Genomic DNA, 15,491 nt, shown 5'->3' with positions numbered 1-15,491 from the left:
CATGACCGCTTCTTCTTTCCCCGACACCGTCGCGCGCCCCTTCACCGTCGCCGACTTCGACTTCCACCTCCCCCCTGAGCTGATCGCTCAGCACCCCGCACCCGAGCGCAGCGCCTCGCGCCTGCTCGACGGCACCGGCCCCGCGCCGGTGGACCGCGTGTTCCGCGAGCTGCCCGCCCTGTTGAACGACGGCGACCTGCTGGTGTTCAACGACACCCAGGTCGTCAAGGCGCGCCTCTTTGGCCAGAAGGCCAGCGGCGGCCAGCTGGAAATGCTGATCGAGCGCGTGCTGCTGCCCCACGAGGCCAGCGACGGCACGGCGCACGAGGTGGTGGCCCACCTGCGCGTGAGCAAGAAGCCCCAGCCCGGCGGCCGCCTGCACATGGCCGGCGGCCTGAAGGGCGGCGGGTTCGACGCGGTCTTTCTCGGTCGCTGGCCCGACGAGCAGGGCCAGCTGTTCCGTTTCCGCCTGCACGGCCCGGCCGGTGACACGCCCTACGACCTGATGGCGCGCCACGGCCACGTGCCGCTGCCGCCCTACATCACCCACGCCGACGAGGCCGACGACGAGCGCCGCTACCAGACGGTGTTCGCGCGCGTGCCGGGCGCGGTGGCCGCGCCCACCGCCGCCCTGCACTTCGACGAGGCCGTGCTGGCCGCGCTCGACGCGCGCGGTGTGCGCCGCGCCAGCGTCACCCTGCACGTAGGCGCGGGCACCTTCGCGCCCATGAAGGCCGGGCGCATCGAAGACCACGTGATGCACCACGAGCGCTACGCCATTCCCCCCGAAACGCTGCAAGCCATCGCCGACTGCCGCGCGCGCGGCGGCCGCGTGGTGGCGGTCGGCACCACCACCGTGCGCACGCTGGAAAGCTGGGCGCGCTCGGGCGAGACCCAGGGCGACACCAACATCTTCATCACCCCGGGCTTCGGCTTCCGCGTGGTGGACCTGATGGTGACCAACTTCCACCTGCCGCAGTCCACGCTGATGATGCTGGTGAGCGCCTTCGCCGGCTACGACCGCATCCGCGCGCTGTACGACCACGCCATCGCCGGGCGCTACCGCTTCTTCAGCTATGGCGACGCCATGCTGCTGCGCCGCGCCTGAACCGTCTCACCATGCGCCCTCTGCTCCTGGCCCTGCTCGCCCTGTTGCTGCCCCCCGCCGCGCCGGCCGCCCAGCCCCTGTATGCGGCCAAGGGCCGTTGCGACGGCCACCCGGGCATCGCGTTGAAGGTGCCCGATGGCTGGTGCGCGGGCCTGGTGGCCGATGCGCGCGATGGCCTGCGCATGCCGCGCCGCCTGCTGGCCGTGGCGCCGCACCGGTTCTGGATCATCGACATGGGCAACTGGGAGCCGCGCCGAGGCCGCCTGCTGGAGCTGCGCACCGACCTCGCGCGCGGCGAGGCCGGGCGCGTGCGCGTGCTCGCCAGCGGCCTGGACCGCCCGCACGGCCTGGCCCTGGGGCCGGACGGCCGCGTCTACATCGGCGAAGCCGGCACCGTGTGGCGCACGCCGGTGGGCGAGGCGCTGCAGCGGCAGGACGTGATCACCGGCCTGCCCACCGGCGGCGCGCACCCGCTCAAGGAACTGGCCTTCACGCCCGATGGCCGCCTGCTGGTCAACCTGGGCTCGGTCACCGACGCCTGCCGGGGCGACGACCAGCAGCAGCCTCAACCCTGCCCCGAACTCACCGGCCCGCAGCCGCGCGCCGCGGTCTACGTGGCCCGCTTCGGCGGCGCGGACTTCGCGCTGCAGAGCTTCCAGCCCCTGGCCACCGGCCTGCGCAACTCGCTCGGCCTGGCCAGCACGAGCGCGCGCGACGGCACGGTGCGCCTGTGGCAGGCCGAGAACTCGGTGGACTACACCGACGCGGCACTGCCCGCCGAGGAACTCAACGAACTGAAAGAAGGCGCGTCCTACGGCTGGCCCTACTGCGTGAGCGATGCGCGCGGCAAGGCCGTGCCGGCGCGCGGCTACGAAGGCCGGGCACGCTGCGCCACGCACACGGCGGCCCACGCGGCCTGGCCGGCGCACGTGGCCCCGCTGCAACTGCTCAGCGCGCCCCAGACCCTCACCACCGGTCCGTTCGCCGGTCGCCTGCTCGCCGTCTGGCATGGCTACCGCACGGGCGGCCACCGCGTCGTGGCCTGGCGGCTCGACGAACACGGCCGCCCCGGCGGTGCGCGCGAAGACCTGGTGAGCGGCTGGCACGCCCAGGTGGGCGTGCGCCCGCTGGGCACCCCCGCCGGCATCACCCTCGACGCCGAGGGCCGCCTGTGGATCGTCGAAGACCGCAACCGCAGCGTGATCGTGATCGCGCCCAGCCCACCCTGAACACCCGTCCCCCAAGAGACCCACCATGCTCCAGTTCGACCTGCTCACCACCGACCCGAACAGCCACGCGCGCCGCGGCCGCCTCACGCTCAACCACGGCGTGGTGCAGACCCCCATCTTCATGCCCGTGGGCACCTACGGCACCGTCAAGGGCGTGATGCCACAAAGCCTGCACGACATGGGCGCGCAGATCATCCTGGGCAACACCTTCCACCTCTGGATGCGCCCGGGCCGCGAGGTGATGCAAAGCTTCGGCGGCCTGCACGCCTTCGAGCAATGGCACAAACCCATCCTCACCGACTCGGGCGGCTTCCAGGTCTGGTCGCTCGGCGCGATGCGCAAGATCACCGAAGAAGGCGTGACCTTCGCCTCGCCGGTCAACGGCGACAAGCTGTTCATGTCGCCCGAGGTCAGCATGCAGATCCAGACCGGGCTGAACAGCGACATCGTGATGCAGCTTGACGAGTGCACGCCCTACGAGACCAACGGCCACCTCACCACCGAGGCCGAGGCGCGCAAGAGCATGGAGATGAGCCTGCGCTGGGCCAAGCGCTCGCAGGACGAATTCGCGCGGCTGGAGAACCCCAACGCGCTGTTCGGCATCGTGCAGGGCGGCATGTTCGAGCACCTGCGCCAGGAGTCGCTGGACGCACTGGTCGAGATGGACTTCCCTGGTTACGCCATCGGCGGCGTGAGCGTGGGCGAGCCCAAGGAACAGATGCTGCAGATCATGGCGCACACGCCGCACCGACTGCCAGCGCACAAGCCGCGTTACCTCATGGGCGTGGGCACGCCCGAAGACCTGGTGCAGGGCGTGGCCGACGGCGTGGACATGTTCGACTGCGTCATGCCCACGCGCAACGCGCGCAACGGCACGCTGTTCACGCGCTTTGGCGACCTGAAGATCCGCAACGCGCGCCACAAGACCGACCACCAGCCGCTGGACGCCACCTGCACCTGCCACGCCTGCGCGGGCCAGAGCGGCGTGAGCTGGGCCGACGGCGGGCGCGACGGCTTCAGCCGCGCCTACCTGCACCACCTGGACCGCTGCGGCGAAATGCTCGGCCCCATGCTGACCACCATCCACAACCTGCACTACTACCTGAACCTCATGCGCGAGGTGCGCGAGGCGCTGGACGCCGGCACCTTCAGCGCCTTCCAGGCGAAGTTCAAGACCGATCGCGCGCGCGGGGTCTAGCGGGCGGCGCCCGGGGCGCCGAATCCACTACAGTGGCGAATCCAAAACCAAGGAGGAGGATTCCCATGCCCAAACAACACATCCAGAAGCCCACGGGCGCCTTCGTGGCGGCCGCCTGGGCCGCCATGCTGGTCGGCGCCATCACGTACCTCTCGGGCCTGTGGAACGCCCAGATGCAGCTCAACGAGAAGGGCTACTACTTCACGCTGCTGATGTACGGGCTGTTCTCGGCCGTCTCGCTGCAGAAGTCCGTGCGCGACCGGCTCGAAGGCATTCCCGTGACCGGCATCTACTACGGCCTGTGCTGGCTGTCGCTGGGCCTGGCCGTGCTGCTGCTGACCGTGGGCCTGTGGAACGCCACGCTAGCCAACAGCGAAAAGGGCTTCTACGCCATGGCCTTCCTGCTCTCGCTGTTCGGTTCGGTCACGGTGCAGAAGAACATCCGCGACGCGGCCCAGTTCAAGACCGAAACGCCAATCGACGACGAAATCCCCACGGTGCGCTAAGCCCCGGGCGCACCCACCACCGGCGCCTCGACCCGCGCCGCCGGTTCACCACACGAGTAGCAGTACCGCGCGAACGCGCTCTTGCGCGCCTGGCAGGCCGTGCAGTGGTTGTGCAGGCCCATGCCACAGTGCGGGCAGAAGTCGTTCTTCGGGTCCTTCAGGTCCACCGCGCGCTCGCAGCCCGGGCACACGCCCTTGGCCAGGCGGGTCTGCGCGAGGTCGTAGTCCAGCTCCTGGCGGCGCTGCCGATCGGGCAGCGCCTCGGTCTGCTGCTGGCGCTCGAGGTAACGCTGCAGCGCCTGGATCGCGTAGCGCCCCCCAATCACCGTGAGCACGATGCCCACGATGTAGCGCACATAACCGCCGTAGCTCGGCAGGTAAGGCACGAGCTCGACGAAAAACGCGAACAGCGCGAAGAAGATGAAGCCCCAGACGAAGGGCCAGTAGGTGCTCTTGCGCTGCTTCGCGAACAGCCAGCCCGCCACCACCAGCAGGGGCAGCGTGAGCGCCAGGCGGTAGAGGAACACGCGCAGCTCCTGCGCGCGCTGGGCCGATTCGTAGGACTGGCGCGCGTCTTCCTGCATCTGCTGCAGTTCATCCTGGGCGCGCTGCTGCACCTGCCGCGCGTCAAGCGCTGCCTGACGTTGTGACTCCACCGCCGCGAGCGCCTCGCGCTCGGCCTGGCGGTAACCGTCGAGCTGCCGCGTGCGCTCGATCAGTTCCGGGTCCTGCTCGGGCCGCTGCGTGGCCTGGCGGGTATTCAACCAGTTGCCGAAGGTGTCGCGTGCCGCGCGGTGGTTGGCCTGCGCGGCCTGGTGCTGAAGCTGCGCCTGATCGAGCGCGTCCTGGGCCTCGCGCGCCCTGCGTTGCGCGGTCTCGATGACCTGCCGAACCTGCGGCGCACGCTGCGGGTCCAGAAAGTCGTCGAGCGTGCGCTGCTGCTCGACCTGCGGCAGGTCGCCCACGATGGTGCTGCCCAGCCCCACCAGGAACCACGCGAACACGAAGGCCACCAGCCAGAGGCCTCGGTGGAACCACTTCTCCGACCAACGCAATGCCTTGCCCATGTTCAGTCCTCCAGAAAGTTGCACCGTTTTACAACGCCTGCGCCTGCGGCGCGGACGCCATGCCGCTGCGAGAGAGCCATTCGAACACCGAATCCACCGTCACGGTCTCGATGCGGTCGGCAAACCGCTTCTCGTTCGGGTGGTCGTCGAAGGCCACGTTGGCCGTGCCGGCGCGCGCGCCGAGCCGCGTGAACGCGCCCAGCTTGAGCGTGGTCGGCTGGTAGCCCTTGAAACGCAGCCAGGCCTGGGCCTGTTCGCGCGTGCCGACACCGCTTTCGGCCGCCATCGCGAGGGTTTCGATCGCCCACTGGTTGGACTGCTGGTAACGCTGGCCCCAGGCGTAGCTCACCAGGTTGTAGGGCCGCGCGTGCAGGGCCACCGAGCGCCGGGGGTCGTTCAACAGCTCGAACAGCGGCGCCTGCAGGGCCGGTGCCGGCACCACCCAGGCGGCTTCCTGGCGCCACAGGTCGTCCAGGAAAAACTCGCCCAGGCCCTGGCGGTACAGGTCGCCGGTGGCGGTGCCGCACTGGTTGAGCTTGTGCAGCACGCGCCAGGGCCCTTGCGCCGTCTTGTAGGCCCAGCCCAGGTGCGAGTAGCGCAGCTGGTACTTGCTCAGGTCCTGCCCGGCGCGGGCCAACACCACCACGCGCGCGCCGCTGCGGGCGTGCTCGGCGTCCAGCGCCTGCGCGGTGCGCTGCGCCAGCGCCATGCCCTGCTCGATGGTGTGCGCGGTGAGCGGTTTCTGGTCGCAGGAGCGGCCGGCGTGGGCCACCGCCGTGAGCATCAACGCGGCAGCGCATCCACAAGCGAAACACAGCGCGGCCTTCATTGCGTCACCCGTTCGTTGTGCAGCAGGGCGCGGCCGAGCTCGTTGGGGATGAAGGCCAGCACCTCGCCGGCCGCCGAGAGCAGCACGCCGGTGCCGATCACGCTGACCGCCACCACGGTGCCCACGCCGACCACCACACCCGAGGCCGCGCGCCCGGCGACCTCCACGCTGGCGCGGGCGCCGTCGGAAGCGCGTTCCAGCACATAGACCGTGCCGCGCGCGGTGCTCTCCACCGTCTTCACCACCAGCACCGCGCCGGCGGTGGAGAACGCCACCGGCAGCACGCTGACGGCCGCCGCGCCCGCCGAGGCGGTGACGACCACGGAGGCCACCGGCAGCAGGGACAGCGCGGCCGAGGCCTCGCTCTGCGCCCGGGCCGGGGCGCTGGCCAGGGACAAGGCCAGACAGACGCTGGCGAGCAGCGACATCGATTTCAGTTTGAACGTGTTCATGGAAGACTCCGGCTGGAAAAGAAAAGAAGGGGTGGGTCGGTTCATTCGGCGGTGCCGGCGGCGCGTTCCTGCATCGCCTGCTGACGGCCGCGAATCTGGGCCTCGCTCAGGTCGGCCTCGTGGCGGTCGCGCAGGGTCTTGGCCAGCGTGAACGCCGAGGTGACGAGGTAGAGCCAGCTCACGCCCAGGTAGGCGCGGTAGGTGTCGTTGATCTCCATGCGCATCAGGCCCCAGCCGGTCAGGCCCATGGCGACGGCAAAACCGCCCCAGACCACGATGCGCCACATCGGCGTTTCGGCCTCGCCACTGAGCGCGGCCTTCTGGCCATCGCGCACCGCCTTGGACAGCACGAACACGGTCGAGAGACAGAACACGTAGCCCATCACCATGAACGCGCGGTCCAGCGACTGCCCCGGCAGCCAGGCCAGGCCGGTGGCGCACAGGAAGACGGCGACACCGAACGAGACCCACACCTGCAGTTGCCAGGCACGGGTGTCGCGCATCACGATGAGGGAAGAACGGTTCGAGGCCATGTGGAAACCCTTGGGGTTGTTGAGGAGCCGCGATGGTGCCGCTGGCGCGCCTCGAAAGACCCGGGAAACTCGACCTGTATCGAAAAATGGCTGATCGAGTATCGATTTTCGATACCCGATCAACCCATCAGCGCAGCAGCTGGGCGACGCGCGCCTGCAAGGCCTCGGGCGTCACGGCCGAAGACGGCATCGGTTCGCCCACGTTCAGCCCGACGCGGTTGAACAGGCCGCGCCGGAACGGGCGCACCATGGCGGTCTTCTCGCCGTGGCGCACCTCGACCCGGCTGAAGAAGGAACCCCAGAGGTTGGTCAGCGCCATCGGGATCACCGGCACCTGCAGACGATCGGCCTCGGCGCGTTCGAGGATCTTCATCACGCCACCCTTGAACGGCTGCAGCTGACCGTCGGCCGTGATGCCGCCTTCGGGGAAGATGGCCAGCAGCTCGCCCTCGCGCAGCACGGCGGCGGCGGCGTCGAACGCGGCCTCGTAGGCCGCCGCGTCTTCCTTCTGCGGCGCGATCGGAATCGCCTTGGCCAGCCGGAACAGCGCGCCCAGCACCGGCACGCGGAAGATGCGGTGGTCCATCAGGAAGCGGATCGGGCGCGGGCTCGCGGCCATGAGCAGCACCGCATCGACAAAGCTCACGTGGTTGCAGACGATCACGGCCGCGCCGTCGGTGGGGATGTGCATGTCGCCCGTGACCTTGAAGCGGTACACGCAGCGCGAGGCCACCCAGGCCACGAAACGCAGCAGGTACTCGGGCACCAGCATGAAGATGTAGAACGCCACCACCGCGTTGGCCAGGCCCACCAGCAGGAACATCTGCGGGATCGTGAAGCCCGCGCCGAGCAGGGCGCCCGCGATGAGCGCGCTGGCGATCATGAACAGCGCGTTGAGGATGTTGTTGGCCGCGATGATGCGCGCGCGGTGCGTGGGCTGGCTGCGCATCTGGATCAGCGCGTACATGGGCACGCTGTACAGGCCGGCGAACAGGCTGAGCAGGGTCAGGTCGACCAGCACGCGCCAGTGGCCCGGCACCGCCATGAACTCGGCCACGCCCTGGCTGGCCACCGGCGGCAGGCCGCGCGAGGCGAAGTACAGGTCGATGGCGAACACGCTCATGCCGATGGCGCCCAGCGGCACGAGGCCGATTTCCACGTGCCGGCGCGAGAGCACCTCGCACAGCAGCGAGCCGGTGCCGATGCCGACCGAGAATACGATGAGCAGCAGCGAGGCCACCTGCTCGTTGCCGTGCAGCACCTCCTTGGCGAAGCTGGGGAACTGGCTCAGGAAGACCGCGCCGAAGAACCACATCCAGCTGATGCCCAGCACCGAGCGGAACACCACCGTGTTGCCGTGCGCGAGTTTCAGGTTGCGCCAGGTCTCGGTGAAGGGGTTCCAGTTGATCTTCAGGCCCGGGTCGGTGGCGGGCGTGGCGGGCACGTAATGCGCCGTCACCCGCCCGAGCACGGCCAGCGCCACGCAGCTGAAGCCCACATGGTGCGCGCCGATCTCGGGCACGGCGATGATCAGGCCGCCGGCCAGGTTGCCCAGCAGGATGGCCACGAAGGTGCCCATCTCCACCATGCCGTTGCCGCCGGTGAGCTCGCGCTCGCCCAGGTGGTGCGGCAGGTAGGCGAACTTCACCGGGCCGAACAGCGTGGAATGCAGACCCATGAGGAAGGTGCAGGCCAGCAGCAGCACGATGTTCGTGCTGAAGAAGGCCCACGCGGCCAGGGCCATGATGAGCACCTCCAGCCGCTTCACGAAGACGATCAGCGTCTTCTTGTCGTACTTGTCGGCGAGCTGGCCGCTGGTGGCCGAGAACAGCAGGAAAGGCAGGATGAACAGGGCGCCGATCACCAGCCCGGCCAGGGTGGGTGGCAGCCAGGCCACCTGCAGCTGGTAGGTCACCAGCACGGTGAAGGCGAACTTGAACAGGTTGTCGTTCGCCGCGCCGAGGAACTGCGTCCAGAAAAACGGCGCAAAGCGGCGCTGGCCCAGCAGCGCGAACTGGCCGCCTTCGTGGGCCGGGGCGTGAGACGGATGGGCCACGGCGGACGTGGCGGTGGATGGGCTCATGTGCATCTCCTCCTGTTGGGCTTGTGCGGCGGATTCTGCCGCACGGCGCAGTGTCATGCTCCCCACCCCATCGGGCATCGTCTTCCGATACAGTCGATCCAGACCAAACCCCAAGTACCGCATCTCGATACCGGACACCCCATGAGCACCACCACCGACCTCGTTCTCGCGCTCAAGAAGGAACTGAAGGCCGCGCAGATGACCTACGCCGACCTGGCGCAGGCCATCGGCATGGCGGAGTCCAGCGTCAAGCGCATGCTGGCCGGCGGCGACATGTCGCTCTCGCGCGTGGACGAGATCTGCCGCGCCCTGAAGCTGGATTTCGCGGAGCTGTCGCGGCGCGTGGCCGACACCCAGCCCCTGCTGCGCGAGATGTCGCAGGACCAGGAACGCGCGGTGGTGGCCGACAAGAAGCTGCTGCTCGTCGCCATCTGCGTGCTCAGCCAGTGGACGCTGGAGCAGATGACCGCGCAGTACCGGCTGAGCGAGGCCGAGTGCGTGAAGTACCTGGTGCAGCTCGACCGCATCGGCATCATCGAGCTGCGCCCGCTCAACCGCTACCGCCTCAAGCTGGCCAAGACCTTCCGCTGGCGCCCTCATGGCCCGGTGATGAACTACTTCCGCGAGCACGCGCTGCTGGACTATTTCGCCGGCGGCTTCGACGGCAGCGGCGAAGGCGTGATGCTGGTGCACGGATCGGTCAGCCGCACGCTGGCGCCGGCCTTCCTGGAGCGCCTGCAGCGCGTCGCGCAGGACTTCGCGCAGCAGCACCAGACCGACCAGAAGCTCAGCGAGAAGGACCGCGAGGGCTACACGCTGGTGCTGGCGATGCGCAGCTGGGAGTTCGAGGCTTTCACACAGCTGCGGCGCTGAGGCCGGCATGAACACCTCCGTGCCCCGCCACATCCTGCCCGTGCTGGTGCTGGCCCAGTTCCTGGGCACCTCGCTCTGGTTCGCGGTCAACGCCGTCATGCCCGACCTGCAGCGCGAGCTGGGCTGGCCCACCAGCGCGGTGGGCACGCTCACCTCGGCGCTGCAGTTCGGCTTCATCGCCGGCACGCTGGTGTTCGCGCTGCTGGCCATCGCCGATCGGTTCGCGCCGCGCCTCGTGTTCCTGGTGTGCTCGCTGGCCGGTGCGGCCTGCACCGTGGGGGCCTGGTGGATGGTTCGCGACCACACCGCCTTGCTGGTCTGGCGCTTCGCCACCGGTTTTTTCCTGGCCGGGATCTACCCGGTGGGCATGAAGATCGCGGCGCAGTGGTACACGCGCGGCCTGGGCGGTGCGCTGGGCCTGCTCATCGGGGCGCTGGTGCTGGGCTCGGCCAGCGCGCACGCGCTGCGCGCGCTCAGCGGCGCCCTGCCCTGGCCCACGCTCATGCTGGGCGTGGCGGCGCTGGCCGCCGCGGGCGGCCTGCTGCTGTTCTTCGGCACCAGCGACCCGCCCGGCGCAGCCCAGCGCGTGACCACGCTGCAATGGCGCGCCCTGGCCACGCTGTGGACGGATGCGCGCGTGCGCAGCTCGGTGCTCGGTTACTTCGGCCACATGTGGGAGCTCTACACCATGTGGGTGATGGTGCCGCTGGTGCTGGCCACGCGCTTCGAGGGCACGGGGCTTTCCTGGACCGCGTTCCTCGTGCTGGGCGCGGGCGCCATCGGCTGCGCGGGCGGGGGCTGGCTCGCGCCGCGCTGGGGCAGCGCGCGGGTGGCGGGCACGCAACTCGCGCTCAGCGGCGCCTGCTGCCTCGCCGCGCCCTGGGCCCTGGGCGCGCCGACCCCGCTGTTCATCGGCTGGCTGCTGCTCTGGGGCATCACCGTTTCGGGCGACTCGCCGCAGTTCTCCACGCTGACCGCTCGCAATGCACCACCGCAGGCCGTGGGCAGCGTGCTCACGCTCACCAACAGCATCGGCTTCGCGATCTCCATCGCGAGCATCCTGCTGTTCGTGTCCCTGGCCGAACACGTGCCGCTGGGCGCGCTGCTGCCCTGGCTGGCGGTCGGGCCCGCGCTGGGGCTGTGGGCCTTGCGCCCGCTCTGGCGGGAGGACGCCCGCGCGCGCTGAGCACGGCGCGTGCGCTGGCGAACAGACCGGGCCGGGCACAGGTCCTACCGTGGAAACCCACCCGCCACGAAGAACCCCATGCCCCGGCCCAACCTGCTTCCTCCGCCGAACTGGCGCGCCCGCACCGCCGTGGGCCTGACCGCGCTGCTGGCGCTCGGCGCCTGCGCCGAATCGGCCCGCCACAGCGTGGCCGAGGGCACGGGCCCGAACCCGGTCCTGCCGGCACCGAACAAGACCCTGATCCCCACGGTGAACGTGGCGCCCGTCGTCGGCTGGCCCAGTGGTGCAGCGCCCACCCCCGCGCCGGGCACGCGCGTGACGGCCTTCGCGCGCGACCTGGCGCACCCGCGCTGGCTGCTGGTGCTGCCCAACGGCGACGTGCTGGTGGCCGAGTCTGCCGCGCCCCCCAAGCCGGAAGGCAGCGGGGGCGGTTTCAAGGCCTGGGTCACCGGCCTGTTCATGAAGCGCGCGGGCGCGGCCGTGCCCAGCGCGAACCGCGTCACCTTGCTGCGCGATGCCGACGGCGACGGCGTGGCCGAGTTCCGCTCGGTGCTGCTCAGCGGCCTGCACTCACCTTTCGGCATGGCCCTGGTGGGCGAGCGCCTGTTCGTGGCGAACGCCGACGCGGTGCTCGGCTTTCCGTACCGCACGGGCGACACCACCATCGGCGCGCCCGGCACCCCGCTGGTGGCCCTGCCGGCCGGCATCAACCACCACTGGACCAAGGGCCTGATCGCCAGCCCCGACGGGCAGCGGCTCTACGTGAGCGTGGGCTCCAACAGCAACGTGGGCGAGCGCGGCATGGCCGCCGAAGAAGGCCGCGCCGCGATCTGGCAGGTGGATGTGGCCACGGGCGCGCACCGCCTCTTCGCCACCGGCCTGCGCAACCCCGTGGGCATGGCCTGGGACGCCTCGGGCCGCACGCTGTGGACCGTGGTGAACGAGCGCGACGAGCTCGGCAGCGACTTGGTGCCCGACTACCTCACCTCGGTGCGCGACGGCGGCTTCTACGGCTGGCCCTACAGCTACCATGGCCAGCATGTGGACGCGCGCGTGCAGCCGCCGCAACCCGCGCTGGTGGCCACGGCAATCGCACCCGACTACGCGCTGGGCCCGCACACCGCGTCGCTCGGCCTGGCTTCGTCCAGTGGCAGCGCCTTGCCCGCGCCGTTCGTGGGCGAGGGCATGTTCATCGGCCAGCACGGCTCGTGGAACCGCCAGCCGCACAGCGGCTACAAGGTGATCTTCGTGCCCTTCCAGGCGGGCCGCCCCGCCGGCATGCCGGTCGATGTGCTGACCGGCTTCCTGAATGCGGATGGCAAGGCCCAGGGCCGGCCGGTGGGCGTGGCGATCGACCGGCGCGGCGGCTTGCTCGTGGCCGACGACGCGGGCAATGTGGTCTGGCGCGTGAGCAGCGAACGCTGACGCCAAAAAACGAAGGCCCGACCGGCAGACACCGGTCGGGCCCTCATCGCGGTGAAGCGAGCGGAATGGCTCGTCAGCGCTTGCGGATCAGGCCGACCACGATCGAGACCAGGGCCATGACCAGGAAGACCACGAAAAGCAGCTTGGCGATGCCGGCCGCGCTGGCGGCGATGCCGCCGAAGCCCAGCACAGCGGCAATCAGGGCGATGACAAAGAAAACCACGGCGTAGTGCAGCATGGTGGGCTCCTGTGTGAGGCCGGTGGTCCGGCCTTTTGGTGGGTTCACAACGACCACCGTTGTGATGCCTTCACTGTAGGGACACCGGTGCTCGAAAGCTGCAAGCCCGAGCGCCGTTGTCTCGTAGGACGGCACCGACACTTCGCGCGCGCGCCGCCTACTGGATCAGGCCGTTCTTCAGCGCGTAGTAGGTGAGGTCGCTGTTGCTCGTGAGCTTGAGCTTCTCGAGCACGCGCGTGCGGTAGGTGCTCACGGTCTTGATGCTCAGGAACATGGACTCGGCCATGTTGCCGATGGTCTCGCCCTTGGCCAGGCGCAGGAACACCTGCAGCTCGCGCTCCGACAGCAGCTCGTGCGGCGGGCGCTCGGCATCGCCCGCGGCGTTGTCGGCCAGCAGCTCGGCCACGGCCGGGCTGATGTAGCGCCGGCCGCGCGCCACGGTGCGGATGGCGGTGACGATGTCGTCGGGCGCGCAGTCCTTGTTCAGGTAGCCGCTGGCGCCGTAGCGCAGCAGCGTGGTCGCGTACTGGGCCTCGGGAAAGCCGCTGAGGATGAGCACCGGCAGATCGGGAAAACGCGCCTTGATGGCCTGCAGCGCGTCCACGCCGCTGTGGTCGGGCATGGAGATGTCCATCAGCAGCACGTCCACCTCGCCCCCGCGCACGAGTTCGAGGGCCTCACGGCCGTTGTTGGCCTCGCCCGTCACTTTCAGGTCCACGTGTTCGCTCAGGAACTGGCGCAGGCCCGACCGCACGATGGCGTGGTCGTCAACGATTCCGACTTTGATCATGGTGTCCTTGATGCTCTTTGGTGGGGGCCGCAAGCAATTTAACAGGCCGGCTCCCCGGGGGCAGTCAGACGGCTCCTACAACCCCGCCCCGCGCATCGGCCATGTCCTACACACGCTCGGCCCGCCGCCCGACATCCGGCAACCGGCGGATTTCCTACAGTGACTCCACGGTCTTCTGACCGGTACCTGCAACCCAACCACAAGGAGTCGCCATGAACTGGGATCGCATCGAAGGCAACTGGAAACAAGTCAAGGGAAAGATGGTCGAGCAGTGGGGCAAGCTCACCGACGACGATTTCGACGTCGTGGCCGGCCGCCGTGAACAGCTCACCGGCAAGATCCAGGAGCGCTACGGCGTGGCCAAGGACGAAGCCGAACGCCAGGTGGCGGACTGGGAACGCCGCGTCAGCGACGACTGGTTCGAAAACCCCAACGACCGCAAGCCGCACTGACCTGCGAATTTGCTTCATTCACCTTCGTCGGCCTGACCGGCGATCTGAAAGGACAACATCATGAAACGCAACACCCGACTCGCGGCCCTCGCGGCCGCCGCCATGGCCACCAGCCTGATCGTGGCCTGTGGCCAGAAGGAAGACGAAACCGTGGGCCAGCGCATGGACAGCACGGTGGAGCAAACCCAGGCAGCGGGCGCTGAACTGCGCGCCGATGCCAACAACGCCGCTCAGGACGTGAAGGCCGCCGGCAACGAAGCCGCCGACAAGATCGCCATGGGCGCCGCCGACGTGGCCATCACCGCCAAGGTGAATGCCGCCCTGGCCGGCGACTCGCAACTGAGTGCGCTCAAGATCAACGTGGACACCACCAATGGCCACGTGGAACTCAAGGGCACCGCACCCGACCCCGCCGCCCGAGATCGCGCGACCGTCCTGGCCGCTGCCGTCGAAGGCGTGGTGAAGGTGGAAAACCGCCTGACCGTCGAGGCCAAGGGCTGACCAGCCCCCAGACCCATCTCTCTCTGAATTTCAAATGACCACCACCGCCACCGGCGGGCCCCGTCCACAGGGGCTCGCCGGTCGCTCCAAGAACCCAACCCCGAGGAGAATCCCATGAAACTGTCACACACCCTGCTGGCCATTGCCGCCGCCACCGCCGTCGTTCAGATCACCGGCTGTGCCGTGGCCCGCGATCAACAGACCGTCGGCGCCTACGTCGACGACGCCACCATCACCACCCGGGTGAAGGCCGCCTACGCCAAGGATCCGGTCGTGGCCGCCACCTCCATCCATGTGGAAACCCTCAACGGCACGGTGCAGCTCTCGGGTTTTGCCAAGTCCGCCGGTGAAAAGAGCGCGGCCGAGCGCCTGGCGCGTGAAGTCAACGGGGTGAAATCCGTCAAGAACGACATCGCGGTCCGCTGACCGCGAGCGACGGCCGCCGCGTGTAGGATTCCGCCTACACGAAAATCAGCGGCCGTGAAGGCGCGGGAACGCACAGGCGCGGCAAGATGGCCGCGTTTGTGCGTGAAGGCATCCTGGATGCCATTCGCCCGCACCGGATATCCTTGGAACGCTCACGCCCGCCTGCCCCATGTCGCCGCTCAGAACCTACATCGTCGAGGACAACAAGGTCATCTATGAGAACCTGGTGTCCACGCTGGAAGAGCTGGCCAATGTGGAAGTGGTCGGGCACGCCAGCGACGAAGAGACGGCCGTGCACTGGCTGCAACAGGGGGATCGGTTCGACCTCATGATCATCGACATCTTCCTGGTCACCGGCTCGGGCCTGGGTGTGCTGAAAGCCGCCCAGGAGTCGAATGTGCCGGCGCGCCGGGTGGTGCTCACCAATTACGCCACACCCGATATCCGCAAGCGCTGCGCGTTGCTGGGGGCGGACCGGGTGTTCGACAAGTCGTGCGAACTGGACGACTTGATCGCCTATTGCGAACGCATTTCCGACGGCTCGGCCACCGCGCCCGGCGGTCTTCAGTAGGTCCGGCCCGCCCCTCCAATGCCC

Annotated in this window: 18 protein-coding genes; 11 read left to right on the top strand and 7 right to left on the bottom strand. The window is 69.2% G+C overall.

Going from position 1 to position 15,491, the window contains the following annotated elements:
• The first annotated feature begins 1 nt into the window (after window position 1).
• From queA to yiaA, 4 genes are all read left to right on the top strand, one after another.
• Window positions 2-1,108 carry a tRNA preQ1(34) S-adenosylmethionine ribosyltransferase-isomerase QueA gene (gene queA, locus AC3WPZ_RS05020; protein ID WP_492438445.1) on the top strand — a complete coding sequence of 369 codons (1,107 nt, stop codon included), beginning with the start codon at window positions 2-4 and terminating at the stop codon, window positions 1,106-1,108.
• A gap of 11 nt (window positions 1,109-1,119) precedes the next feature.
• A complete protein-coding gene (locus tag AC3WPZ_RS05015; protein ID WP_382322118.1) occupies window positions 1,120-2,337 on the top strand; it encodes a PQQ-dependent sugar dehydrogenase in 1,218 nt (405 codons plus the stop codon).
• Between the two features lie 25 nt (window positions 2,338-2,362).
• Window positions 2,363-3,535 (top strand): tRNA guanosine(34) transglycosylase Tgt, encoded by a 1,173-nt coding sequence (gene tgt / locus AC3WPZ_RS05010; RefSeq protein WP_444687569.1) that lies wholly within the window; start codon window positions 2,363-2,365, stop codon window positions 3,533-3,535.
• 65 nt (window positions 3,536-3,600) lie between these two features.
• Window positions 3,601-4,041, top strand: a complete 441-nt coding sequence (gene yiaA / locus AC3WPZ_RS05005; RefSeq protein WP_492438443.1) for an inner membrane protein YiaA — start codon at window positions 3,601-3,603, stop codon at window positions 4,039-4,041.
• Here the strand turns inward: yiaA and AC3WPZ_RS05000 are convergent.
• The 5 genes from AC3WPZ_RS05000 to AC3WPZ_RS04980 all read right to left on the bottom strand — a co-directional run bounded on the left by AC3WPZ_RS05000 (window position 4,038) and on the right by AC3WPZ_RS04980 (window position 9,005).
• Window positions 4,038-5,108 carry a serine endopeptidase gene (locus AC3WPZ_RS05000; protein ID WP_492438441.1) on the bottom strand — a complete coding sequence of 357 codons (1,071 nt, stop codon included), beginning with the start codon at window positions 5,106-5,108 and terminating at the stop codon, window positions 4,038-4,040. The two genes, yiaA and AC3WPZ_RS05000, sit on opposite strands and share 4 nt — an antisense overlap.
• A 28-nt stretch (window positions 5,109-5,136) precedes the next feature.
• Complete coding sequence (locus AC3WPZ_RS04995) at window positions 5,137-5,937, bottom strand: DUF2145 domain-containing protein (RefSeq protein WP_492438439.1); 801 nt, start codon at window positions 5,935-5,937, stop codon at window positions 5,137-5,139.
• A complete protein-coding gene (locus AC3WPZ_RS04990) occupies window positions 5,934-6,389 on the bottom strand; it encodes a hypothetical protein (protein WP_382328141.1) in 456 nt (151 codons plus the stop codon). The genes AC3WPZ_RS04995 and AC3WPZ_RS04990 overlap by 4 nt, the downstream gene beginning before the upstream one ends.
• Before the next feature lie 41 nt (window positions 6,390-6,430).
• Entirely contained in the window at window positions 6,431-6,922 is a 492-nt protein-coding gene (locus tag AC3WPZ_RS04985; RefSeq protein ID WP_382322121.1) for a YiaA/YiaB family inner membrane protein, read from the bottom strand.
• Between the two features lie 127 nt (window positions 6,923-7,049).
• Window positions 7,050-9,005 (bottom strand): MFS transporter, encoded by a 1,956-nt coding sequence (locus AC3WPZ_RS04980; RefSeq protein WP_492438436.1) that lies wholly within the window; start codon window positions 9,003-9,005, stop codon window positions 7,050-7,052.
• Window positions 9,006-9,146: 141 nt separating this feature from the next.
• Here AC3WPZ_RS04980 and AC3WPZ_RS04975 point away from each other — a divergent pair, with 141 nt between their 5' ends.
• From AC3WPZ_RS04975 to AC3WPZ_RS04965, 3 genes are all read left to right on the top strand, one after another.
• Window positions 9,147-9,878, top strand: a complete 732-nt coding sequence (locus AC3WPZ_RS04975; protein WP_492438434.1) for a helix-turn-helix domain-containing protein — start codon at window positions 9,147-9,149, stop codon at window positions 9,876-9,878.
• Window positions 9,879-9,885: 7 nt separating this feature from the next.
• Window positions 9,886-11,064 (top strand): MFS transporter, encoded by a 1,179-nt coding sequence (locus AC3WPZ_RS04970; protein ID WP_492435544.1) that lies wholly within the window; start codon window positions 9,886-9,888, stop codon window positions 11,062-11,064.
• A gap of 78 nt (window positions 11,065-11,142) precedes the next feature.
• Window positions 11,143-12,489: a PQQ-dependent sugar dehydrogenase gene (locus AC3WPZ_RS04965; RefSeq protein WP_492438432.1), complete on the top strand. Its 1,347-nt coding sequence runs from the start codon at window positions 11,143-11,145 to the stop codon at window positions 12,487-12,489.
• 73 nt (window positions 12,490-12,562) lie between these two features.
• Here AC3WPZ_RS04965 and AC3WPZ_RS04960 read toward each other — a convergent pair whose 3' ends face one another.
• A complete protein-coding gene (locus AC3WPZ_RS04960) occupies window positions 12,563-12,727 on the bottom strand; it encodes a DUF1328 domain-containing protein (RefSeq protein WP_382153673.1) in 165 nt (54 codons plus the stop codon).
• A gap of 157 nt (window positions 12,728-12,884) precedes the next feature.
• The gene (locus tag AC3WPZ_RS04955; RefSeq protein WP_291111933.1) at window positions 12,885-13,517 is read right to left on the bottom strand and encodes a response regulator; all 633 of its coding nucleotides are present in this window, start codon (window positions 13,515-13,517) and stop codon (window positions 12,885-12,887) included.
• A 212-nt stretch (window positions 13,518-13,729) separates the two neighbouring features.
• On the opposite strand from AC3WPZ_RS04955, the gene AC3WPZ_RS04950 reads away from it, so the two are divergent.
• From AC3WPZ_RS04950 to AC3WPZ_RS04935, 4 genes are all read left to right on the top strand, one after another.
• The gene (locus AC3WPZ_RS04950) at window positions 13,730-13,969 is read left to right on the top strand and encodes a CsbD family protein (RefSeq protein WP_382153670.1); all 240 of its coding nucleotides are present in this window, start codon (window positions 13,730-13,732) and stop codon (window positions 13,967-13,969) included.
• A 60-nt stretch (window positions 13,970-14,029) separates the two neighbouring features.
• Window positions 14,030-14,470, top strand: coding sequence for a BON domain-containing protein (locus tag AC3WPZ_RS04945; RefSeq protein ID WP_444687574.1), 441 nt, complete (start codon window positions 14,030-14,032; stop codon window positions 14,468-14,470).
• A gap of 114 nt (window positions 14,471-14,584) precedes the next feature.
• Window positions 14,585-14,896, top strand: coding sequence for a BON domain-containing protein (locus AC3WPZ_RS04940; RefSeq protein ID WP_382153665.1), 312 nt, complete (start codon window positions 14,585-14,587; stop codon window positions 14,894-14,896).
• A gap of 169 nt (window positions 14,897-15,065) precedes the next feature.
• Entirely contained in the window at window positions 15,066-15,467 is a 402-nt protein-coding gene (locus AC3WPZ_RS04935; protein WP_382322126.1) for a response regulator transcription factor, read from the top strand.
• Window positions 15,468-15,491 lie beyond the last annotated feature (24 nt).

It is taken from the genome of Hydrogenophaga sp. FW305-3-2-15-A-LB1, from assembly GCF_058787875.1.
Note: the sequence above shows the minus strand (reverse complement) of the source record. Positions and strands in the feature narration are given on the sequence as shown.